Source organism: Nonomuraea sp. NPDC050022, from assembly GCF_044460705.1.
GTDB lineage: Bacteria > Actinomycetota > Actinomycetes > Streptosporangiales > Streptosporangiaceae > Nonomuraea.
This window is the reverse complement of the sequence record NZ_JBITKE010000016.1, coordinates 195,637-216,485: the sequence shown is the minus strand read 5'-3', so window position 1 is coordinate 216,485 and position 20,849 is coordinate 195,637. Positions and strand designations below refer to the sequence as shown.

Below are 20,849 nucleotides of genomic sequence, written 5' to 3'. Positions count from 1 at the left end.
CACCCCCAGTCCAGCTGCTCACGTGGCCTTTCCCCGTGCCCGGAAGGCCGCGGTCTTGACCCGGTTCTGGCAGGCGGTGGAGCAGAAGCGGCGCGTGCCGTTGCGCGACACGTCCACGTAGACCCGGTCGCAGTGCGGCGCCGTGCACACGCCGAGCCGGTCGAAGAACTCGCCGCCGAGCACGATCGCGAGCCCGGTGGCGCAGCTGGCCGCCCAGTCGTCGGCCAGGGTGCCACCCGTGCCGTGGAAGTGGAGATGCCACGGCTCGCCGTCGTGCCGCTGGAGCGTCGGCCGGGCGTGCGACTCCTCAAGCAGGCTGTTGACCTGCGTCGCCGCCGTGTCGATGTCGTCCGCCGCGACGGCCTCGAAGACCAGGCGCAGGCGCGCCGCGATCTCGGCGTACGCGCCGCTCTCCGCCTCGGTGACCTCGGGATGCGTGGGGTAGACGGCACGGAGCACGTCCGTGGCGGCGGTGGCGAGATCGTCCGGCGCCGGCCAGGGCCGCCCCCGGCTCTCGCCAGGGGTCAGCACATTGACCACCGCCACGGCGACTCGGACCACCGCGTCCGTGTGACTGTTGAAATCCACTTGACCAGTTACATCCTATGCTTTAGCTTGTGACTGTCTAAAGCTTAAACGAGGGTCACAAGGAGACGACGTGCTCACTCACGAGATCGCACTCGACTGGATCGCGCGCTGGGACCGGCAGCAGGAGGGCTACCTGCCCGACCGCGAGGAGCGCTTCACCGCGTTGATCGACACCGTCGAGGCGCTGGGCCGCCCGGACCCGCTGGTCATCGACCTGGGCTGCGGGCCGGGCTCGCTGTCCGCCCGCCTCCTGGAGCGGCTGCCCAAGGCCACAGTGATCCCGATCGACGCCGACCCGCTGCTGCTCGGCCTCGGCCGGGCCGCGTACCCGCGGCTCGGCTTCGTCGACCTCGACCTGCGTACACCGGGCTGGACAGACTCGCTGTCCCTGGACCGCCCGGCCGACGTCGCGGTGAGCACCACCGCGCTGCACTGGCTCGCCGTGCCGGAGCTCCGGAAGTTGTACGCCGACCTGGTCTCCGTGCTGCGGCCAGGTGGGCTGCTCCTCAACGGCGACCACTTCGACTCCGACGACGCCGCCACTCCGGCCATCGCCCGGCTCGAACGCGCCGTCCACGACCGCCACACCGACCGGGTGTTCGCCGACGGCCGCCCCGAGGACTGGCGGCAGTGGTGGGACTCGATCGCCGCCGAGCCCGCCTTCGCCGAGCTCAACGATGCCCGTACCGCTCGCACGACCGCGGGCGCGAACCACAGCGGCACCGAGTCCGGGCTGCTGTCCCAGCACGTCGAGGCCCTGCGGGCGGCGGGCTTCGCCGAGGTCGGCACGCTCTGGCAGCGCGGCAACAACCGCCTCCTCTGCGCCGTCCGCGCCTGACAGCCGTCCGCGCTTGACAGCCGTCCGCGTTTGACAGCCGTCCGCGCCTGACCGGGGTCTCCTAGCCCCACACCTCCCGCGCGGTCTCGGCGATCAGGGCCAGTTTGGCGAACTGCTGGTCGGCGTCGAGCACGTTGCCCTCGACGGTGGAGGAGAAGCCGCACTGCGGTGACAGGCAGAGCTGGTCCAGGTCGATGAACTTGGCGGCCTCGTCGATGCGCCGCTTGAGCGCGTCCTTGGACTCCAGCTCGCCGTGCTTGGTGGTGACCAGGCCGAGCACCACCATCTTGCCCGGCGGTACGTAGCGCAGGGGTTCGAAGCCGCCCGAGCGCTCGTCGTCGAACTCCAGGAAGAACCCGTCCACCGCCAGCTCACCGAACAGCGCCTCGGCCACGAAGTCGTAGGCCCCGGAAGCCGCCCAGGAGGAGCGGAAGTTGCCGCGGCACATGTGCGTGGTGATCGCCATGCCCTCGGGCTTGGCCGCGAGCGCGATGTTGATCTGCTTGATGTAGCGCAGGTGCATGTGCTCGGCGTCGTCGCCGCGTTCGGCGAGCTCGGCCCGCTGCGCCGGGTCGTTCAGGTAGGCCAGGCTGGTGTCGTCGAACTGCAGGTAGGTGCAGCCCAGCTCGCCGATCTTGCGTACCTGCTCGGCGTAGGCGGCGCTGAGGTCGCTCCAGAACTCCTCGACGTCGGGATAGACGTCCGGGTCGATGGAGGCGGGTCCGCCCCGGTAGTGGACCATGCTGGGCGAGGGGATGGTCAGCTTGGGCACCGCGGTGGTCACGGTGTCGCGCAGGAACGTGAAGTGGTCGGCGAAGATCGGCTCGGTCAGCCTGATCTTGTCGTGCACCCGCATCGCCGCGGGGGTGTACTCAAGGTCACCCTGCTCGTTGTGGAAGCGGACCGTGATGTGCTCGCCGGTGGCCTGGCCGATGCCGCCGAGCTGGTAGATGAAGTCCATGTGCCAGGAGGCCCGGCGGAACTCCCCATCGGTCGCCGCCTGCAGGCCCAGCTCCTCCTGCCTGCGCACGACCTCGCGGATCGCCTCGTCCTCCACCTCGCGCAGCGCCTCGCCGGTGAGACTCTCACGGGCGCTGAGCAGGGCGGGTGGCCGGAGCAGGCTGCCGACATGGTCCGCGCGGAAAGGTGGGGAGGTGCGCATGTGGATCACCTTCTCTAGGCGTACGTAGTACGCCCAAAGTTAGGCCACTATGCAACGGCTGTCACGGTTCTGCCCAACGTCCACCTGATCACAATGTTGGGCACTCTATTGACAGGCGTAAAGGCCCTGCCTACATTCAGGGCCACATTCGCGGTCCTGGAGGTCCTGATGCACAGGTTTCTCCCGTCCCTGGCCTGTCTCGTTCTCGCCACGGCCGCGTGCGGCAGCGGTGGCGGCGGCGAATCCGGCGCTAAAGATCCCATCAAAGTGGGCCTCATCGTCTCGCTGACCGGCAACTACACCCCACTCGGCAGCGAGGACAAGAAGGCCGTCGAACTGGCCGTCGAGCAGATCAACAACGGCGGCGGCCTGCTGGGCCGCAAGGTGGAGCTCGTCGCCCGCGACGACAAGACCGCGCCGGACCAGGGCATCGTGGCCTACAACCAGATCAAGGGCGAGATCGACGCGCTGATCGGCCCGGTCTTCTCCAACTCGGCCCTGGCGATCGAGCCCCTGGCGCAGCGCGACAAGATGCCCTACCTGTCGCTTGCTCCCGCCCAGGAGCAGGTCGAGCCGATCAAGTCGTACGTCTTTGTCACCCCCGCGCTGTCCAGCATGTACGCCGAGCGCTACCTGCAGTACCTCCAGGCCACCGGCCTCAAGACGGTCGCGGTCGCCTACGACTCCAAGAGCGCCTACTCCGTGTCCGGGCACAAGGCCATGGTCGCGCTCGCCCCGAAGTACGGCGTCAAGATCGCCGTGGACGAGCCGTACGAGACCACGACCTCCGACTTCAGCCCGCTCTTCACCCATGTGCGCGGCTCCGCGGCCGAGGCGCTGGTCTTCTGGGGCTCCGGCGCGCCCGGCGTCACCGCGGCCAAGCAGTATGCCGCCGCGGGGCTGAAGGTGCCGCTGTTCCTGACCGCTTCCCAGGCCAGCAAGCTCTGGCTGGAGCCGATGGGCGCGGCGGCCGAGGGGATGACCGTGCAGAGCGCCATCGGCGTGGTGGGCGAGCAGTTACCCGACGGCAAGCAGAAGCAGGTCATCGAGCAGATGGCCAAGCCGTATCAGCAGAAGTACGGATATCCGCCGCCACAGTTCGCGCAGGACGGCTACAGCGCCAGCCTGCTGCTGTTCGAGGCGATCAAGAAGGCGGGCGGCACCGACAAGGCCAAGATCCAGCAGGCGCTGGAGACCATGGACCTGGTCACCCCGAACGGCCGCTTCCGTTACTCCCCCACCGACCATTCCGGGCTCTCCCCCGAGTACATCTCGGTCAACACCGTGAAGAACGGCCAGTTCATCACCACGCCCTGGGCCAAGGCGCAGGTCGCCAAGACCGTGGCCGCGGAGTAGCGGTGCTGGCGGTCACCGGGATATCGCGCTCCTTCGGAGGCGTCTACGCCGTTGACGACGTCACGTTGAGCGTCGCGGACGGCGAGGTGTGCGGGATCATCGGGCCCAACGGCGCGGGCAAGTCCACGCTGTTCAACCTCATCACCGGCCACCTGCTCGCCGACCGCGGCGAGATCGCCTTCCTCGGGCGCCGGGTCGAGCGGCTGGCGCCCGACAGCCGGGCCCGGCTGGGCATGTCCATCGTCTTCCAGGGCGCCCGGGTGTTCCGCGGCATGACGGTCAGGGAGAACGTCATGGTCGGGGCGCACAGCCGTACCCGGGCCGGGTTCGTCTCGGCGGCGCTGCGGCTGCCGCGGCATCGCGCCGACGAGCGGGAGATCGCCCGCGAGGCGGACCTCGCCCTCGACCGGGTGGGGCTGGCCGAGTGGGCGGATCGGCCCGCCGACCAGCTCCCGATCGGCCAGCAGCGGGCGCTGCAGCTGGCCCGCGCCCTGTGCGCGCGGCCCCGGCTGCTGCTGCTCGACGAGCCCGCGTCCGGGCTGCGCGGCGGCGAGCGCGAACGGCTCGCCGCCCTGGTCGAGGAGCTGCGCGCGAGCGGGCTGACCATCCTGCTCATCGAGCACGACGTCGCCTTCGTGACCCGCCTCGCCGACCGCGTCGTCGTCCTCGACCTCGGGCGGGTCATCGCGGACGGGTCCCCCGCCGAAGTGCGCGCGGATCCGCTCGTACTCGCCGCCTATCTCGGACAGGCTTCATGATCGACGTCCGCGACCTGGTCGTCTCGTACGGCGCGGCCACCGCGCTCGATCACGTCACGCTGTCGGTACGGCGCGGCGAGATGGTCGCGCTGCTCGGCCCGAACGGCGCGGGCAAGTCGACGCTGGCCAACACCCTGGCGGGCCTGCTCACTCCGGCCTCCGGGACCGTGCGGATCGACGGCCGGCTGGCGCTCATCCCCGAGGGCCGCCAGGTGTTTCCGGATTTGTCGGTCGCCGACAATCTCGCCCTCGGCGGCTGGCGCTCCCGGCAGCGCGACCCGTCGTTCGTCTACCAGCTGCTGCCGCGGCTGGCCGAGCTGTCCGGCAGGCGGGCAGGTGTGCTGTCGGGCGGCGAACAGCAGATGTTGGCCTTCGGCCAGGCCCTGATGGCGCGGCCCGACGTGCTCGTGGTCGACGAGCTGTCGCTGGGGCTCGCTCCCCTGCCCACCGCCAAGCTGGCCGAACACCTGGTCGAGCTCAACCGTACGCACGGGCTGACGGTGCTGCTCATCGAGCAGAACGCGCGGCTGGCCTTCGAGCTGTGCCGGCGGGCCTACGTCTTGGAATCCGCGCGCGTGGTGGCCGAGGGCGAGTGCGCCGAGCTGGCAGACGACCCGCGCGTGGCCGGCGCGTACCTGGGCGGGGCGATCACATGAGCGCGTTCATCGGTTACCTGCTCAACGGCCTGGCCGTCGGATGCGCGATCGCGCTCATCGCCAGCGGGCTGGTCACCATCTACCGGGTCACCGGGGTGGTCAACTTCGCCCAGGGCACCTTCGCCGTCGTCGCCGGGCTCTGCACCTCCTCACTGCTGGGGCTCGGGGTCCCCCACGGGGTCAGCGAGGTGGCCGCCGTTCTGGTCGCCGCGCTCGCAGGCCTGCTGACCGGCCTGGCCGCCACCGGCAAACGGGACACCACCCCGCTGTCGTCGCTCATCGTCACGCTCGGCGTGGGCGTCCTCGCGTACGCCGTCGAGATCGTCCTGTGGGGCGACCAGCCGCGCTCGGCCCCCGGCCTGGCCGGCTCGGTGACCATCGCCGGGGCCCACGTCCAGACCCAGCACCTGCTCGTCATCGCCGTCACCGCGGCGACGTTCGTGCTGCTCATCCTGTTCTTCGGCCGTACCTACCTGGGCAAGGCGCTGACCGCGTGTGCCTCCAACCCCTTCGCCGCCCGCGTCATCGGCATCGACACCCGGCTGATGGGCCTGCTGGCCTTCGCTCTGGGCGGGCTGCTCGGCGGCATCGCCGGCGTGCTGGTCACGCCGCTGCGGCCCATCTCGTTCGACACCGACGTCACGCTCATCGTCAACGGCTTCGCCGCCGCCGTGTTCGGCGCGCTCACCCGTCCCGGCGTCGCGCTCGGCGGCGCGCTGCTGCTCGGCGTCGCCGAGACGATGGCGGCGGGGTACGGCTACGGGTCTCACCAGCTGGAGGTCGCTCTGGGTCTCATGCTCGTCGTCATGGTCGTACAGGCGAGCCGCCGATCGACGATCCATCAGGAGACGGTGTGAAGCGGGCGGCCGCCGGGCTGCTGATCGCCGCCGTCACGCTCGTCCTGCCCGCCGTGCTCGACGACAGCTCGCTGGCCGTGTACATCCTGCTCGGCCTGGCGGCCATGGTCACGGTCGGGGTCTCCCTGCTGATGGGGTACGCCGGGCAGGTCTCCCTGGGCCAGGGCGCCTTCTACGCCATCGGCGCCTACACCGCCGCCCTGCTCGCGCTGAACGGCGTCCCTCCCCTGGCCGGGCTGATCGCCGCGCCCGTCGCTGCGGCGGCGTTCGCCCTCGTCATCGGTACGCCGCTGCTGCGGCTGCGCGGCCACCATCTGGCCTTCGCCACCCTGGCCATGCAGCTGATCCTTCTCTCCCTGGCCGGGCAGCTGGACTTCACCGGCGGCGACATCGGGCTGCAGGCCATCCCCCGGTTCGGCATCGGCTCGGTCGAGGCGGAGAGCGCGTCCGCGTACGCGTATCTGACCTGGGCGGGCCTGGCCCTGGTGATGCTCGTGACGCACAACGTGATCGCCTCCCGGCCCGGCCGGGCGCTGCGCGCCCTGGCCACCAGCGAGACCGCCGCCGCCTCCGCCGGGATCCCGGTCGGCCGCTACAAGCTCGTCGTGTTCGCACTGTCGGCCGCCTTCGCCGGCCTGGCGGGCGGTATCTACTGCTTCTACACCGGGTACGTCGCGCCGGGGTCGTTCCCGGTGCTCATCTCGATCCAGTACATCGTCATGGCCGTCGTCGGCGGCCTTGGCACGATCTGGGGAGCCGTCGTCGGGGCCACCGCGATCACGCTGCTCGTGCAGGGGCTCGACCGGGTCGCGAACCTGCCGGGGATGCCGACGTACGCGCCGAGCGTGCTGTCGTACGCGGTCTACGCGCTCGTCCTCATCCTCGTCGTCCTCTTCATGCCCCGGGGGCTGCTGCCCACGTTCGCCCGGCGTAGTTCGCCGAATCCGCGCGGCAATTCCCGGTGAACTTGCCGATTGGGAATAGCGGTGAACCCGGATCGGGGGCCACTGCGTACATCGTGGCAATCGACTTTCCGGAGACTTGCCATGAGGATCCGCTATTCGGCCATTGTCCTCGCGCTTTCCGGTGTCGCCGCGTGTAATGGCGGCGGCGAACCGGCGGCACCGGCGTTCGCGGGCGGCGCGACCGCGAATCCGCTGCCGGCCGGCGCGTCGGTCTCCCCTTCCGAGGCCAAGAACATTCTCGATCGGTACGAGCGCCTGGCCAAGCAGGCGAGTTCGAAAGGCAAGGGCTGGGAGGCCGCGGAAGCGGGACTCTCGCTGCAGCTGACCAACGCCAACACCCGGATGGACACGCTGCTCGGCGAGCGCAGGAAGGGCCGCGCCGGAGTCGACGAGTCCCGGTTCGCGATCCCGGCGAGGGGCGACTGGTTCCTGGCCGAGTACAAAACCGGGTCGAACTGGACGCAACTCATCTTCCAGCAGACCACCGAAGGGTGGCGCGTGGTCTCCGCCTCGGCGACGCGGCCACCCGCCATCGCCAAGGACGGCAACGGCTACGCCACCGCGCTGAACGTGGACGAGCGCGGTGGCCTCGCCGTCTCACCCCGGCAGGCGGCCACGGCGCACGCGCGCCTGATGAGCACACTCGGCGCGGACGCGGGCGCCAAGCAGCTGTTCGCGGCCGGGGATTACACCACCGAACTCGTGGCAAGCCTGCGGAGCGACCGGCAAAAGGCGCAGGGCCAGTGGAATCTGAAATACCAGCCGCAACTCGCGCCGGAGGTCTTCGCCCTCAAGACATCGGCCGGCGGTGCCGTGGTCTGGTACGGCATGCGCGAACAGGACACTTTCACCGCCCGCCCCGGCGCCGCGGAATTGGGGCTGTCGCAGCCCAATTGGAAGGCGCTGAGCCGCGGCACGTTCTACAAATCCAAGGTCACCATGAAGAGCGGGGCCATTTACGTCGCCGTCATCCCTCCGTCGTCCGGAAAGGTGCGGGTGATCAGCCAGTGGTTCGCGCCGTTCAACATCAGCGGATCATGAGCCTTTGATGCTATTTGGTGGCTAATGGCCCCTGAAGAGGTTTCTTTTACAAGCACTTTACCGTGCGTAGTAGATCGATTACTGTGAGTGCATCCGACCTGGTCAAAGGCCAGATACCCTCCGCACGATGAAAGGTGCACAGCATGCGCGCTCTCCCTCTCGTCGCTCGAACCGCCGCACTCGTCGCCGCGATCTTCCTGGCGGCACCGGCCCTGTCCGCGGCCGCCAATCCCTTCCCCCCGCGACCCGCGGTCCCCGGCGGTCCGCCCGTGGACCAGCTCAGCGCCGTCTGCTTCAAGCTGCCGTACTTCGGCCCGAAGGGGCACGCCAACTTCGATTTCGGGCCGAAAGTCGTCCAACTGCTCGATGACCGGGGTGTCAAGGTGGAAGGAGTCGACCCGATCGAGGCCAAGCCCGACAACAAAGGTGTCTACATGCCGATCGGCTGGCAGCAGGACCACATCGACCCCTGCAACGGCGTGTACTACCCGGGCGGCTTCGCCCTCAACGACGTCAAGAGCGGCCACAAGGTGACGATCCACGACATCCACCTGCGCGCTGACGGGGCTCACGCCGGGGTGGCGATCGACGGGGTCGAGCAGGGCGAGCAGCTCGTGGCGACGTACAAGCTGGCGGAGTTCCTGCCGACCGTGGCCACGCCCCGACCGCTGGAGGGCGGCGTCGGGCCGAAGTACTGGCCGTTCTACGTCAGCCCGTACCTCAGCAGCACGGTCAAGGACATCACCGGCATCACCCTGAACGCGGGCGAGTACCTCGCCAACCTCGACGCGGTCGTCCAGTACGTGTGACGTAACAGCCCGGCACCCGCGGCGACGGCTTCGTCGCCGCGGACCGCTCTGAACCGCGTACGAGACCATCCGCGAAGCGAGGGACATGATGCCGAACCTCATCGGCAGACGGCCATGGCTCATGGCCGCCGCCGCCTCCACCACCGTACTGACCGGCGCCGTGCTGCTCGGCCCGGCGATGAACGCCGTCACGGCGACCAGCCACTGGGACGCCCCGGGGACGTTCAAGGACAAGGTCATAGACGCCAGCGACCTGTACGCCTTCACCAGCCCGGACAAGCCCGACACGGTGACCATCGTCGCGAACTACATCCCCTTCCAGATCCCTTACAAGCCCTACCAGTTCGACACCAACGTTCAATACGACCTGCACATCGACAACACCGGCAGCGGCAAGGCGGCCATCACCTACCGCTGGACCTTCCGCGACAAGGGGTTCCCGGTGCCCTCGGTCCTGCGGCGCGAACGCCAAGCGGCCGGACCCGGATCTTTGGTGGAGCAGAGCTTCACGCTGACCAAGCTGCGCCCGGGCCAGCCCGACCAGACCCTCATCAGGGATGGCTACGTGGGCCCTTCCGACATGGGCATCCTGATCACGCCCGGCTACCAGGGACTGCGTCAGAAGGCCGTACTCGACCTGCCCGGCGGCGGAAAGGTCTTCACCGGGCAGGCCGCCGACCCCTTCTTCAGCGACAACAAGGCGGTGAACCTGCTCAGGTTCGGCATACCGTTCCCGCCGCTCGCCACCGGCGTGCCGATGAACGTCGACTCGCTCGCCATCCAGGTGCCCAAGTCCGAGCTGGCCCTGGGCGGCGACTCCACGGCCAACCCGGTCGTCGGCGTCTGGACCACGGCCGCCCGCAAGTCCCTGAACGGCGAATACAAGCAGCTGTCACGGCTGGGCAACCCCAACTTCAACGAGGTGCTCATCCCGTTCGCCTCGCGTGACCGCTTCAACGGCATGCGTCCGCAGGACGACACCGGCAGCGGCCTGGTCGTCGAGTCCACCCGGGACCCCGAGCAGGCCAGAACCGTCGAGCGGCAGGCCGGGGTCAAGGCGCCGGCCCCGCCGCGCGCGGACCTGGAGGAGATCTACCTCACCGGCCTGACCACCAAGCGGGGCGGCCCGCTGAAGGAGGACCTCAACTCGCAGCTGCTCAACCGGGACGCCTCCGGCTTCACGCCCACGGAGCAGTTGCGGCTCAACATGAGCACCCCCGTCACCGCCAAACCGCACAAGTATGGCTACCTCAAAGGCGACAAGCAGGGCTATCCCAACGGCCGTCGCCTCACCGACGACGTGGTCACCGTCAACCTCCGGATGCTCCTGGGCGAACCGGCAGCACCGGGCGCGCCCAATCTGATCGACGAGAACAACCCGGTCTACCTCACCGCACCCATCACCGGCAGCTTCCCGTACGTCGCCCTGCCGGTGCACTAGACCGACAGCTCGTTCTGACTGACCGAGGACTGATGAGACGCGTACGGAAAGCGCTACCGCTGCTGGGCTGCGTGCTCCTGGGCTGCGCCCTGTTGGCCTGGTTCGCCCCCGGCGCCTGGCTGCGCCGGGACGAAACGCCGCCCACCCCGCCGCGGCGTACAGCGTACGAACCGGCCGCGTTCATCGATCAGGCCCAGGACCACCTGCGCCGCCATCCCGGCGACACGCGGACCTGGGCCGACCTCGGCGGTGCGTACCTGGAGCAGGCCCGCCGCACCGGCGACCCGGCCTTCTACGGCAAGGCGCAGGGGGCGTTCCAGCGTTCCCTGCCGCACATCGACGCCGTGATCGGGATGGGCGCCCTGGCCAACGCCCGCCACGACTTCGCCCTCGCGCTGCGCTGGGGCACGCGGGCGCGCGCTGCCGCACCGTACCGATGGCCGTTGTACGCCGTGCTCACCGACGCGTACGTGGAGCTCGGTCAGTACGTCAAGGCCGGCCGGGTGCTCCGCCACCTGCTGGACGGCCGTCCGGACCTGGTCTCCTTCACCCGCGCCGCGCACCTGTTCCACCTGCGCGGGCAGAGCGCCCGTGCGCGCGAGGCCCTGGAACGGGCCCGCGACATCGCCTCCGACCCCGCCGACTACGCCTTCTGCGTGTGGCAGCTCGGGGAGCTCGCCTGGAGCGACGGCGACCCGCGCGCCGCCCTGTCCGCCTACACCGAGGCGCTGGCCGCCGACCCCTCGCACACGCCCTCCCTGGCCGGCAAGGCCCGCGCGGAGGCCGCGCTCGGGCGCCTCGCCGACGCTCGCCGCGACTACGCCGACGCCGTCACGCGCAGTCCCTCCTTCGTCGTGGAGTACGGCGAACTGCTCCAGCACCTCGGGGACCAGGCCGAGGCTCGGCGGATGTACGCGGTGTTTCGCGCGCAGGTCAAGCTGCAGGCGGCGAACGGCGTAACGGACTCCCTCGCCGTCGGCCGGTACGAGGCGGACCACGGCTCACCGGCCGTCGCCGTGCGGGAGCTGCGGGCGGAGTGGGGGCGGCGGCGCAGCGTGGACGTGGCCGACGCGCTCGGCTGGGCCCTGCACCGGGCCGGGCGCCACGCCGAGGCCGCCCGGTATGCCGCTTACGCCGACCGGCTCGGCGGGCGGAACGCGCTGTTCGCCTACCACCGAGGGGAGATCTCCCGCGCCCTCGGCCGGACCTCTGCCGCTCACGCCGAGCTGACCAGAGCACTGTCCATCAACCCGTACTTCTCACCGGACGGCCCGGCAAAGGCCCGCGCGGCGCTGGGCGGCGCGGCGTGATCGGCTTTGTCGCCGCTGCCGTGATTCTGGCCGCGCATCCACTGGGAAATCTGAGCGTCAACCACTACGACGGCCTGAGCGTGTACCTCGACCGGATCGAGGACACGGCGATCATCGACAGCGCCGAGATCCCCACCCTGCAGCAGCGCCAGGGCGCCTCCGGGCCGCCCGACGCCTACGCGGCGCGCGCCTGTGGTGAGTTGGCCGGCGCGGTGCGCGGACAAGCCGGGGAACGGCCACTGGCTTGGCGGGTCACCAGCGCGTCCTTCGCCTACCGCCCTGGGGCCGCCGGGCTGCCCACCAGCAGGCTCACCTGCCGCCTGGCCGCTCCCCTACGCGTCGACGGGCCACTCACTCTGACATTCGCCAACCCGTACCGTGGCGAGGCCGTGGGCTGGCGGGAGATCACGGCGTCCGGCTCCGGTGTCCGGCTCAGCGCGTCCAGTGTGCCCACCCGCAGCGTGTCCGGTGAGCTGCACGCCTACCCGGCAGACCTGCTCAGCTCCCCGCTCGATGTCCGTCAGGCCCGCTTCACGGTGGAGCCGGGCAGTGGCGGCCTCGGGGCACCGGCCCGCGTGCCCGGTGCGGACGTGCTCACCCGCTACACCGGTCTACTGGCCGACCGCCTCAACAGCCTGGTCGGGGCCGACCGGCTGACGGTCCCGCTCGGGCTGCTGGCCCTGCTCGTGTCGCTGGTCCTGGGTGCCGTCCATGCCGCGCTGCCCGGCCACGGCAAGACCGTCATGGCCGCGTACCTGGCCGGGCGTGACGGCCGCGTGCGTGACGCGTTCGCCGTGGCCGCGACGGTGACGTTGACGCACACGGCCGGGGTGATCGTGCTGGGCGTGCTGCTGTCGGTCTCCGCCTCGGTCGCCGGGGAGACGGTGCTGGGCTGGCTCGGGGTGATCAGCGGACTGCTCATCGCGGCGATCGGCACCGCCCTGCTGCGCTCGGCCGTCGTACGACCCGCGAGCCAACACGGGCACGGACACGGACACGCGCACGGACACGCGCACGGACACGCGGATGGGCACGCGGACGGGCACGGACCTGCGCACGGACACGGACATGCGGACGGAAACGGGCGCGGGCACGGGCATTTCGCTTCGTCGGGGCGGGGCGTGGTCGGGCTGGGGGTCGCGGGCGGGCTGGTGCCGAGCCCGTCGGCCCTCGTGGTGTTGCTGGGGGCGATGGCGCTCGGGCGCACGGCGTTCGGGATCGTCACGGTCGTCTGTTACGGACTGGGCATGGCCCTGACCCTGCTCGCCGCGGCCCTCGCCGTCCGCCACCTGGCCGACCTCACCCTGACGAACCGGCTGAACAGGCTGCGCCCGTACACGGCGACGATCACCGCCGCACTCGTCCTGCTCGTCGGCCTCGGCATCGCCGCCCGCGCCCTGGCCTCCCTCCTCTGAGACGGCACAGCTGGTCAAGTGGCGGTGGCCACCCGGCCGACGGGGGTGAGCCGGTCGCGCCGGTCCAGCCGTCTGACGGCGGCCGCGGAGGCGAGCCCGGCGACGGCCAGCAGCAGCCAGGGCAGAGCGGCCAGCCGCGTCGTACGAGCCGCGTCGAGCAGGGCACCCGCGACCAGGTTGCCGGCCAGGATGCCCACGCCCGAGGCCAGGTTGTAGATCCCGTAGTAGGTGCCGATCAGCCGATCTCCCGCCATGTCGGCGATGGTGGCCATCTCGAAGGGAAAGGCCATCAGCGTGCCGACGGTGAGCAGAAGAGTGCAGGCGAGCACGGGCAGCATCGCCCACACCGGCGCCAGCGGCAGGTGCGCCGCCACAGCCGGCGGCAGGAAGGCGAGGCCCATGAGCGCCAGACCGCGGCTGATCGCCTGCCCGCGAGTCCAGCGCGCCGCGCACCAGGTGGTCAGGTGCACCTGCCCGGCGATGCCGAGCAGCGCGGAGAGGGCGTACAGCGCCATCACCCCCGCCTGGCCGCCGCCGAAGCGCTGCACCTGCAGCGGCAGGGCCAGGTACATCTGGTACGACAGCGCGTACGAGGCGATCATCGCCGTAGCGAAGGAGACGAACGCCCGGTTCCCGAACGCCGCGCGCCACTCGCGCAGCACCGGCTGGTGCTCTGCCCCCGACGGGCGCCGGGCCGGAAGGCACGCGCCTTGCAGGACGGTCAGCACCGCGAAGATCGCCGCCGCGGACAGGCACACGGCCGGGAAGCCGACACTCATCAGGGCGATGCCGGCCAGCGGGCCGAGCAGGATGCCCGCCTGGTAGAACACGTTGAACACGGCGAATGCCGCCACCTTGCGCTCGCCGGCCTCGACGGCCAGGTAGGCGCGGGCCGCCGGGTTGAACAGCGCCCCGGCGAAGCCGGTCACGGCAGCCGCCGCAAGGAGCCAGGGCAGCGAGGTGGTCAGCCCGAACAGCGCGAACCCGACCGTACGCAGTGCGCACCCGGCCATGATCATCGGCTTGTAGCCGAGCCGGTCGGCCAGGGTGCCGCCGATCAGGAACATGCCCTGCTGGCTGAAGTTCCGCAGGCCCAGGACCAGCCCGATGGTCCAGGCCGCCAGCCCGGCGGCGGTCGACAGGTGCTGGGCGAGATAGGGCATGAGCATGTAGAAGCCGAGGTTGATGCCCAGCTGGTTGATCTGCAGCAGCTGGATCGGCCGGTCGAAGGAGCGGAACTGCCGCAGCATGCCGCTCATCGCGTTCCTGCCAGCGGGTCCATCACGCGGGTGCAACGCGTCCAGCGGCGCACCTCCCGCTCGCTCGGCGTCGGCAGAAGGTCCGGTTCCTCCGCCGGGGTCGTGTCGAGCAGGCCGTGCCGCTGGCAGTGCTCGTCGTCGAAGATGGTGTTCCAGTATCGCCAGGGCCCGTCGGGGAAGATCGCGACGATGGTCTGGCCGGGGGTGGTACGCGCCAGCCAGCGGGCCACCAGGGTGACCGCGCCGGTGCTCCAGCCGCCCGAGATGTAGTGCCGGGCGGCCAGGGCGCGGCACGCCCAGACCGCTTCGGCGGCGCTGACCCAGTGCACCTCGCTGAAGGCGTCGTAGGCGACGTTGCGCGGGTGGATGCTGGAGCCCAGGCCGCGCATCAGCCGGGGCCGGGCGGGCTGGCCGAAGATGGTGGAGCCGACCGTGTCGACGCCGATCAGCCGCAGGTGCGGGAAGTGACGGCGCAGCACCTTGGAGATGCCCGCGCTGTGCCCGCCGGTGCCGACCGAGCACACCAGCACGTCGATGTGCGGCAGCTGGGCCAGCAGTTCGTGGGCGAGCCCGGCGTAGGCGTCGACGTTGTCGGGGTTGTTGTACTGGTCGGGACAGTAGGAGCCGGGAAGGTCGGCGAGCAGGCGGTGTACCCGCTCCCGGCGGGCCTGCTGCCAGCCGCCGACCGGGTGCGGCTCGGTGACGATCTCCAGGCGGACGCCGTAGGAGGTCAGGAGCCGGCACATCAACGGCTCCATGCCGAGGTCGCCCACCAGCACGACCGGGTGGCCGAACACGATGCCGGCCAGGGCCAGGCCGAGCCCCAGGGTGCCACTGGTCGATTCGATGATCGTCGCACCCGGTGCGAGCTCTCCCCGGGCTCGGGCCTGGCGCACCATGTGCAGGGCGGGCCGGTCCTTGATGCCGCCCGGGTTGAAGCCTTCGAGCTTGGCCCAGAATCCCCCTCCCCCCGGCACGGACGGCTCGGAAATGAACGCCAGCGGCGTATTGCCGACGGTGAGCGCCAGAGTGGAATGGGCGGCCGGCGAAAACTCTTGCGGGCGCGCGAACATTGCTGGTGATGACATGGATGAAATCCCCGAAGAATACGCGAAGTTCACGGCACGGCGATATGACCGCGAACTTGGGCGGGCAATGGACAACGAAATCAGACGCGGTCCTGGCCTATACGCGCATCACGCTTTCCTGATCGGGCCTGACCCCCCGCCCGATATCGGCCGACGACGAAGGGGCCTGGGCGGTCTGCCGTGCCGCCGGGCGGGGCAGCTCCACTGCCGACCCGGCCAGCACGAGCGGCACGCCGGTGGGGTTGGTGGCCGAGCGGTCCTGCTCGGTTCCGTGTACATGGCCCACGGGCAGGTCACGATGCAGGCAGCGGACGCCGTGCGTGACCGGAGAGACCCCGCCGGCCGCCAGATGAGCGCCGTGGGTGAACGCGGAGACCCCTCCGCCGGCCAGTTGAGCGCTGTGAGCGACCGGCTCCGACAGCTCCACGGCCGCGCACGCGCCGCCATGGGCGAACACCACACTGAGGACCAAGGCGATCGCGAACACCGCGTGCGTCAGCAGCCGGCCGGTGCCACGGGCGGCCGGTCGGCGCGAACGGAGCGTTCGTGTCGCAAGCATCACCGGTGATAGTGCCCGAAAGGCAGCCGGACGCGCCCCGCAATAGCAATGCTTCCGGTAAAGCTCGTGCCGTCATCCGGTTTCGCGGGCGCGTCGATGGCCGGCTCATCGACATGGGGGAAAGAGCGTCCTATCGCACGGCCATTTATCCCGTACCGCGATTTACGGTGGACATTCGCGCCTCGCGTGGATCGCGCTGTTATCAGGTGGAGTCCCTCATGAGCCTGTCCCGACGCCGGATCCTCGCCGGGCTCGGCGCGCTGGCCGCCGGCGCCGCGACCCGCCCAACCGTGACGCCCTCAATCCCGGCAGTGACGCCTTCAGCCCCCGCCGTGACGCCTTCAGCCCCGGCTGTGGCCCGCCCAGCCCCGGCGAAGGCGCTGACCGTGCCCGGCGGCGGTCTGACCCCTGAGCAGCTGGCCCAGGACGAGGGTTTCTGGGCCGCCGTCGCCCGCCAGTTCCAGGTGAGCGCCGACTTCGTCAACCTGGAGAACGGCTACTACGGCATCATGCCCGAGCCGGTCCGGCTGGCGTACCAATGCAACATCGACCAGCTCAACGAGCGCAGCTCGCACCTGCTGCGCACCGCGTACAAGCCGCGAGCCGACCAGGTCCGCGACCGCATCGCCACGCTGCTCGGCGTCACCAGGGACGAGATCGCGCTGACCCGAGGCGGCACCGAGGCGCTGCAGAGCCTGATCTCCGGCTACCGCCGCCTGCGCCCGGGCGACGGCATCATGTACGCCGACCTGGACTACCACAGCGCCCAGTACGCGATGAACTGGCTCCAAGCCCGGCGCGGCGTCCACCTCGCGCGGATCGTCATCCCCGAGCCTCCCACCCGTGAGGCGGTGCTGGAGGTCTACGAGCGCGCGCTACGTGAGCACCCGAAAGTGAAGCTGCTGCTGCTCAGCCACATGAACAACCGCACCGGCCTGGTCACTCCGGTGCGCCAGATCGTCGCCATGGCCCGCCAGTACGGCGTCGACGTCATCGTCGACGCCGCCCACTCCTGGGGGCAGCTCGACTTCACCCTGCCCGACTTCGACGCCGACTTCGCCGCCTTCTCCCTGCACAAGTGGATGAACGTGCCGCTGGGGGCCGGATTCCTCTACATCCGTGCCCAGCGCCTGGCCGACATCGACCCCCTCTACGCCGACGAGACCTATCCGGCCACCGACATCCGCTCCCGCGTGCACTCCGGCACCATGAACGTCGCCCCCTTCCTCACTGCCGACACCGCCCTGGACTTCCACGACACCCTCGGCGCCAAGGTCAAGCAGGCCCGGCTGCGCTTCCTGCGCGATCGCTGGGTCCGCCAGCTGCGCGACCTCCCCACCGTGCAGATCCTCACGCCGGACGAACCGGACATGTACGGCGCCATCACCGCCATGCGGCTGCGCCGCCGTACCTCTGAGGCCGACAACCAGGCCATCGCCGACGAGCTCATGACCCGGCACCGGATCTTCACCATCGCCCGCACCGGGATCACCGGCGGCGCCGCCGTACGCGTCACCCCGGCCCTGTTCACCTCCGCCGACGATGTGGACCGGCTCGCAGCCGCACTGCGCGACATCGCCCGCAGAGTGGCGTGATCGGCAAGGACGCCGAGCCGCCCTGCTGCCTGACTGACTGACCGATTTCTTCCTCGGGGCGGTGGCGTACGGGGTCGCGCGGTGTTATCACTGCGGGGACAAGGTCACCTCCCCGAGGGGGATCAGTGGAGTTCCGTCTGCTCGGCCCCGTCGAAGCCTGGGACGGCGGCAAGCGCCTGGCGCTGGGCGGGCCGAAACCCCGCGCACTCCTGGCCGCGCTGCTGCTGGCCAACGGGAAGGTCGTCTCCAGCGAGCGGCTCGTGGACGTGCTGTGGGGCGACGACCCGCCGCGCAGCGCCTCCGCGCTCGTCCAGACGTACGTGTACGGCCTGCGCCGCACGCTCGCGGACGGCGGCGAGGGGGAGGTGATCGAGACCAGGCCGCCCGGGTACGCGGCCCGGTTCCAGCCCGGCCGGCTCGACGTGGAGTCGTTCGAGCGGATGGTCGCCGAAGGCCGGCGGCACGCGGCGGACGGTGGGCACGACCGCGCGGCCGAAAGCCTGCGCGCGGCGCTGGCGCTGTGGCGCGGATCGGCGCTCGGCGGCATCGGGCACGTGCTGCGCGGCGAGGCCGCCCGCCTCGACGAGACGCGGCTGCTCGTCCAGGAGGAGCTGCTTCACGCGGAGCTGACGCTGGGCAGGCACGCGGAGGCGGTCGGCGAGCTCACCGAGCTGGTCCGCCTGCACCCCGCCAGAGAGCGCCCCCGCGCCCTGCTCATGAGGGCCCTGTACCGGCTGGGCCGCCAGGCCGACGCGATGGCGGTCTACCACGAGGGCCGCAAGGCGCTGGCCGACGAGCTGGGCGTAGATCCCGGCCCCGAGCTGCAGGAACTGTACGAGGCGGTGCTGCGCGCGGACCCCGCCCTGGACCCCGCTCCGGCGCTGTCCAGATCACAGCCGGTCCCGGCGCACCTGCCCCGCGGAGTCGCCGACTTCACCGGCAGGCAGCGCCAGCTCGCGGAGCTGACCGCCCTGCTCGACGCCCCCAGCGACACGGTCACGGTGTGCGTCATCTCCGGCAAGGGCGGAGTCGGCAAGTCGACGCTCGCGGTGAAGGCCGCCCACCAGGCGTCCCCGGCCTATCCCGACGGGCAGCTCTACGCCGACCTGCGCGGCGTCACCGGCTCTCCGGCCCCGGCTTTGGAGGTGCTCGGCCGTTTCCTGCGGGCGCTCGGGCTGCCGCCGTCCGCGATTCCGTCGACGGTGCCCGAATGCGTGGACGCCTACCGCAGCGCCCTGCACGGCCGGCGGGTGCTCGTGGTGCTCGACGACGCGGGCTCCGAGCAGCAGGTACGCCCCCTGCTCCCGGGCAGCCCCACCTGCGCCGTGCTGATCACGGCCAGGCGCAGGCTCGCCGGCCTGGACGGGGTGCGGGTGAGCGACCTCGACGTCTTCGACACCCCTGCGGCAGTGGACCTGCTCGCCCGCATCGCCGGTCCTGAGCGCGTACGGGCGCAGACGGAGGCGGCCGGGCACATCGTCCGCCTCTGCGGTCATCTGCCGCTCGCGCTGCGCACGGCGGGCGCGCGGCTGGCGGCCCGCCCGAACTGGCCGCTCGCGACGCTGGCCGGGCGGCTGGCCGACGAACACCGCCGCCTGGACGAGCTCACCGCCGGCGACCTGGAGGTACGGGCCAGCGTCGCGCTCAGCTACCGAGGGCTCGACGAGGGAGCGAAACGGGCGTTCCGCCTGCTCGGGCTGCTGGGCGTGCCCGACTTCGCGTCCTGGGTGCCCGCGGCGCTCCTGGACGTGCCCGAGGCCGAGGCCGAGGAGGCCGTCGAACGCCTGATGGATGCCCAGCTCCTCGACGATGTCGCAGTGGACGCGGCCGGGCAGACCCGCTACCGCCTGCACGACCTCCTGCGCGTGTACGCGGCCGAACGCGCCGAGGCCGAAGAGCCGCCCGAGGAGCGCGCGGCGGCCGTCAACCGCGCTCTGGGCGGCTGGCTGTGGCTGATCACCCGGGCCGCCGCCGCCCGGCCGCCGGGCGCGCTGGCGCTGCGGCGCGAGTACGCCATGGCCAGGCCCGTCGACGCGGACGTGGCCGACCTGGTCACGTGGTTCAGCGCCGAGAGTCCCGCCCTGGTCGTCGCGGTGGAGCGGGCGGCCGCCATGAACCTGCACGAGGTGGCCTGCGAGGTGGCCGCCGCCCTGTGCTCCTCCTCGTTCTCCGTGGACACCCGTTTCGAGGAGTGGCGGCGTACGCACGAGTCGGCGCTGGGCGCGGCACGGCGGGCGGGCGATCCGCTGGCCGAGGCGACGCTACTGGTGGGGCTCGGCCAGCTCCGCTACCGGCAGGACCGCTATTCGGAGGCGCAGGCGTTCTTCCACCAGGCGCTGCCACTGCTGCGCGCGGGCGGCGACGCGCACGGGCAGGCGGTGGCCGTCGCCGGCATCGGCAACGCCTGCCGCGAGCTGGGCGACCTGGCCGGGGCGCTGGCCCACCTGCGGGACGCGGCGGAGGTGTTCCGCTCGCTCGGCGACGACGCCGCGGTCGGATACGTCAAACGGCTGGCCGGATCGGTGCTGATCGAACAGGGTGAGTTCGCCGCCGCCCGCGAACTGCTCGACGACGCCCTGGCCGCCTTCCGCAGGCTGGGCAGCAAGCGCGGCGAGGGGCTCACGCTGCGTACCATCGGCCTGGTCCACCGGGCCGTCGGCGAGTTCGGCCGGGCCGAGGAGCTGTGCGCGCGAGCGGTGGCCCTGCTGCGTGAGGCGGGCGACCCGCTGATGCTCGCGTACTGCGTGCAGGCCCTGGCCAAGACCCGCATCCGGCTCGGCGGCGACGCCGGCATCCTGCCCGAGCTGCGCGAGGCGATGGAGGTGTGCGAACGGAACGACGACCGGTTCGGGATGGCGCTCGTCGAGCGGACCGTCGGCGAGCTGCACCTGGCCCACGGCAGGCACGCGCAGGCCGAGGAGCATCTCGGCCGATCCGTCGCGCTGTGGGACCGGCTGGGGCTGCCGCTGTTCCGCGCCCGCACCCTGCGCGACCTGGCCTCCGCCCGCGAGGCGGCCGGGGACGCCTCCGCCGCCGCCTCCATGCGAGCCGAGGCGCTCGCCGTCTTCGCCGAGTACGGCACCCGCGAGTACGGCGAACTGCGCTCGTCTGGTGCTTTTCTGGAGTGAATTTGGAGTGCCCTCGCTCAACGT

General features: G+C 71.1%; 18 protein-coding genes. 13 read left to right on the top strand and 5 right to left on the bottom strand.

Annotated elements, in window-relative coordinates; translation table 11 throughout:
- Positions 1–18: 18 nt before the first annotated feature.
- A complete protein-coding gene (locus tag ACIBO2_RS49885) occupies positions 19–588 on the bottom strand; it encodes a CGNR zinc finger domain-containing protein (RefSeq protein WP_397304632.1) in 570 nt (189 codons plus the stop codon).
- Positions 589–658: 70 nt separating this feature from the next.
- Between ACIBO2_RS49885 and ACIBO2_RS49880 the strand changes: the two genes are divergently transcribed.
- A complete protein-coding gene (locus ACIBO2_RS49880) occupies positions 659–1,426 on the top strand; it encodes a class I SAM-dependent methyltransferase (RefSeq protein ID WP_397304631.1) in 768 nt (255 codons plus the stop codon).
- A 61-nt stretch (positions 1,427–1,487) separates the two neighbouring features.
- Here the strand turns inward: ACIBO2_RS49880 and ACIBO2_RS49875 are convergent, their stop codons facing one another.
- Entirely contained in the window at positions 1,488–2,588 is a 1,101-nt protein-coding gene (locus ACIBO2_RS49875) for a 5-methyltetrahydropteroyltriglutamate--homocysteine S-methyltransferase (RefSeq protein ID WP_358554598.1), read from the bottom strand.
- Between the two features lie 168 nt (positions 2,589–2,756).
- Here ACIBO2_RS49875 and ACIBO2_RS49870 point away from each other — a divergent pair, with 168 nt between their 5' ends.
- The 10 genes from ACIBO2_RS49870 to ACIBO2_RS49825 all read left to right on the top strand — a co-directional run bounded on the left by ACIBO2_RS49870 (position 2,757) and on the right by ACIBO2_RS49825 (position 13,196).
- Positions 2,757–3,944, top strand: coding sequence for an ABC transporter substrate-binding protein (locus ACIBO2_RS49870; protein WP_397304630.1), 1,188 nt, complete (start codon positions 2,757–2,759; stop codon positions 3,942–3,944).
- A gap of 2 nt (positions 3,945–3,946) precedes the next feature.
- Positions 3,947–4,702, top strand: coding sequence for an ABC transporter ATP-binding protein (locus ACIBO2_RS49865; RefSeq protein ID WP_358554592.1), 756 nt, complete (start codon positions 3,947–3,949; stop codon positions 4,700–4,702).
- Positions 4,699–5,358 (top strand): ABC transporter ATP-binding protein, encoded by a 660-nt coding sequence (locus ACIBO2_RS49860; protein ID WP_358554590.1) that lies wholly within the window; start codon positions 4,699–4,701, stop codon positions 5,356–5,358. The genes ACIBO2_RS49865 and ACIBO2_RS49860 overlap by 4 nt, the downstream gene beginning before the upstream one ends.
- A complete protein-coding gene (locus tag ACIBO2_RS49855; RefSeq protein ID WP_358554587.1) occupies positions 5,355–6,215 on the top strand; it encodes a branched-chain amino acid ABC transporter permease in 861 nt (286 codons plus the stop codon). Before ACIBO2_RS49860 ends, ACIBO2_RS49855 begins: the two co-directional genes overlap by 4 nt.
- Positions 6,212–7,180 (top strand): branched-chain amino acid ABC transporter permease, encoded by a 969-nt coding sequence (locus tag ACIBO2_RS49850; protein ID WP_358554584.1) that lies wholly within the window; start codon positions 6,212–6,214, stop codon positions 7,178–7,180. Before ACIBO2_RS49855 ends, ACIBO2_RS49850 begins: the two co-directional genes overlap by 4 nt.
- Before the next feature lie 21 nt (positions 7,181–7,201).
- On the top strand, positions 7,202–8,221 hold the full coding sequence (locus ACIBO2_RS49845) for a hypothetical protein (protein ID WP_397304629.1): 1,020 nt from the start codon (positions 7,202–7,204) through the stop codon (positions 8,219–8,221).
- Positions 8,222–8,364: 143 nt separating this feature from the next.
- Positions 8,365–9,030 carry a hypothetical protein gene (locus tag ACIBO2_RS49840; protein ID WP_358554578.1) on the top strand — a complete coding sequence of 222 codons (666 nt, stop codon included), beginning with the start codon at positions 8,365–8,367 and terminating at the stop codon, positions 9,028–9,030.
- Between the two features lie 85 nt (positions 9,031–9,115).
- Positions 9,116–10,471 (top strand): DUF4331 domain-containing protein, encoded by a 1,356-nt coding sequence (locus ACIBO2_RS49835; RefSeq protein WP_397304628.1) that lies wholly within the window; start codon positions 9,116–9,118, stop codon positions 10,469–10,471.
- A 32-nt stretch (positions 10,472–10,503) separates the two neighbouring features.
- Positions 10,504–11,781 (top strand): tetratricopeptide repeat protein, encoded by a 1,278-nt coding sequence (locus ACIBO2_RS49830; RefSeq protein ID WP_397304627.1) that lies wholly within the window; start codon positions 10,504–10,506, stop codon positions 11,779–11,781.
- A complete protein-coding gene (locus ACIBO2_RS49825; RefSeq protein ID WP_358554569.1) occupies positions 11,778–13,196 on the top strand; it encodes a High-affinity nickel-transporter in 1,419 nt (472 codons plus the stop codon). Before ACIBO2_RS49830 ends, ACIBO2_RS49825 begins: the two co-directional genes overlap by 4 nt.
- Positions 13,197–13,210: 14 nt before the next feature.
- Here ACIBO2_RS49825 and ACIBO2_RS49820 read toward each other — a convergent pair whose 3' ends face one another.
- The 3 genes from ACIBO2_RS49820 to ACIBO2_RS49810 all read right to left on the bottom strand — a co-directional run bounded on the left by ACIBO2_RS49820 (position 13,211) and on the right by ACIBO2_RS49810 (position 16,102).
- Positions 13,211–14,455 carry an MFS transporter gene (locus tag ACIBO2_RS49820; RefSeq protein ID WP_397304626.1) on the bottom strand — a complete coding sequence of 415 codons (1,245 nt, stop codon included), beginning with the start codon at positions 14,453–14,455 and terminating at the stop codon, positions 13,211–13,213.
- Positions 14,452–15,543, bottom strand: a complete 1,092-nt coding sequence (locus tag ACIBO2_RS49815) for a PLP-dependent cysteine synthase family protein (RefSeq protein WP_358554563.1) — start codon at positions 15,541–15,543, stop codon at positions 14,452–14,454. The genes ACIBO2_RS49820 and ACIBO2_RS49815 overlap by 4 nt, the downstream gene beginning before the upstream one ends.
- 97 nt (positions 15,544–15,640) lie before the next feature.
- Positions 15,641–16,102: a hypothetical protein gene (locus tag ACIBO2_RS49810; protein WP_358554560.1), complete on the bottom strand. Its 462-nt coding sequence runs from the start codon at positions 16,100–16,102 to the stop codon at positions 15,641–15,643.
- A 218-nt stretch (positions 16,103–16,320) separates the two neighbouring features.
- Between ACIBO2_RS49810 and ACIBO2_RS49805 the strand changes: the two genes are divergently transcribed.
- Together ACIBO2_RS49805 and ACIBO2_RS49800 are read left to right on the top strand one after the other, a co-directional pair.
- Entirely contained in the window at positions 16,321–17,697 is a 1,377-nt protein-coding gene (locus ACIBO2_RS49805) for an aminotransferase class V-fold PLP-dependent enzyme (RefSeq protein ID WP_397304624.1), read from the top strand.
- Between the two features lie 125 nt (positions 17,698–17,822).
- A complete protein-coding gene (locus ACIBO2_RS49800) occupies positions 17,823–20,825 on the top strand; it encodes a BTAD domain-containing putative transcriptional regulator (protein ID WP_397304623.1) in 3,003 nt (1,000 codons plus the stop codon).
- Positions 20,826–20,849: the final 24 nt, after the last annotated feature.

Excerpts from the sequence above, each read along its gene's own strand:
- ACIBO2_RS49860 (WP_358554590.1), top strand. The coding sequence starts at position 4,699 with ATGATCGACGTCCGCGACCTGGTCGTCTCGTACGGCGCGGCCACCGCG.
- ACIBO2_RS49835 (WP_397304628.1), top strand. The coding sequence starts at position 9,116 with ATGATGCCGAACCTCATCGGCAGACGGCCATGGCTCATGGCCGCCGCC.
- ACIBO2_RS49805 (WP_397304624.1), top strand. The coding sequence starts at position 16,321 with ATGAGCCTGTCCCGACGCCGGATCCTCGCCGGGCTCGGCGCGCTGGCC.
- ACIBO2_RS49815 (WP_358554563.1), bottom strand. The coding sequence starts at position 15,543 with ATGTCATCACCAGCAATGTTCGCGCGCCCGCAAGAGTTTTCGCCGGCC.
- ACIBO2_RS49870 (WP_397304630.1), top strand. The coding sequence starts at position 2,757 with ATGCACAGGTTTCTCCCGTCCCTGGCCTGTCTCGTTCTCGCCACGGCC.
- ACIBO2_RS49855 (WP_358554587.1), top strand. The coding sequence starts at position 5,355 with ATGAGCGCGTTCATCGGTTACCTGCTCAACGGCCTGGCCGTCGGATGC.
- ACIBO2_RS49830 (WP_397304627.1), top strand. The coding sequence starts at position 10,504 with ATGAGACGCGTACGGAAAGCGCTACCGCTGCTGGGCTGCGTGCTCCTG.
- ACIBO2_RS49840 (WP_358554578.1), top strand. The coding sequence starts at position 8,365 with ATGCGCGCTCTCCCTCTCGTCGCTCGAACCGCCGCACTCGTCGCCGCG.
- ACIBO2_RS49810 (WP_358554560.1), bottom strand. The coding sequence starts at position 16,102 with ATGCTTGCGACACGAACGCTCCGTTCGCGCCGACCGGCCGCCCGTGGC.
- ACIBO2_RS49820 (WP_397304626.1), bottom strand. The coding sequence starts at position 14,455 with ATGAGCGGCATGCTGCGGCAGTTCCGCTCCTTCGACCGGCCGATCCAG.
- ACIBO2_RS49875 (WP_358554598.1), bottom strand. The coding sequence starts at position 2,588 with ATGCGCACCTCCCCACCTTTCCGCGCGGACCATGTCGGCAGCCTGCTC.